This is a genomic window from Rhodococcus sp. BS-15 (assembly GCF_000813105.1).
GTDB lineage: Bacteria > Actinomycetota > Actinomycetes > Mycobacteriales > Mycobacteriaceae > Rhodococcoides.
In genome coordinates, this window is record NZ_BAOX01000622.1 from 1 (window position 1) to 694 (window position 694).

A 694-nucleotide genomic window follows, 5' to 3' on the forward strand; every position below is an offset into this window, starting at 1 on the left:
CGCTTCGGCGTCACACCCGTCGGACATGTTCTCGCCGAAGCGACCGCTCTCGCATCGTCGCTCGCGGGGCGATCTCGACCCCGGGCCGCTCCCTGCTGCACGACGGCAATGCCGAGGCAGACATGCGTGCTGCCCTGCCCGAGCCCATCGACTACGTCCTGGTGCAAGCCGACCTCACGTTGGTGGCGCCCGGCCCGCTCGAGCCGGACCTGCAGGATCGAATCGAACTGGTCGCCGACGTGGAATCCGCGGGCGCAGCACGATGTACCGGATCAGCGACACCAGCCTGCGCCGCGCTCTCGATGTGGGACTGACCGCCTCCGAGCTGCACGCGTTGTTCGCCACCCACTCGAGAACGCCGGTGCCGCAGGCTCTGACCTACCTGATCGACGACGTGGCTCGTCGGCACGGCCGCCTGCGCGCAGGCGTCGCCGCGTCGTTCGTCAGGTGCGAGGACCCGGCACTGCTGGCCGAGGTGATGGCATCCCCGGCAGCCGAATCGTTGGCCCTGCGAGCGCTGGCTCCGACCGTCGCGATCTCACAGGCCCCGCTCGCCGAAGTACTGACGGTCCTGAGCGGAGCAGGATTCGCGCCTGCGGGCGAGGACTCGTCCGGCACCATCGTCGATCTGCGTGCCGCGGGTCGAGGGTGTCGGCGCGGCGGCCACGCCAGGCGTTCCGCACTCCGGCCGTCC

At 70.6% G+C, this 694-nt stretch carries 1 pseudogene; it reads left to right on the top strand.

Features of this window, described 5'->3' with window-relative positions:
• Positions 1 to 694 (top strand): annotated as a pseudogene (locus RHBS_RS28325) (helicase-associated domain-containing protein); the annotation flags it as partial.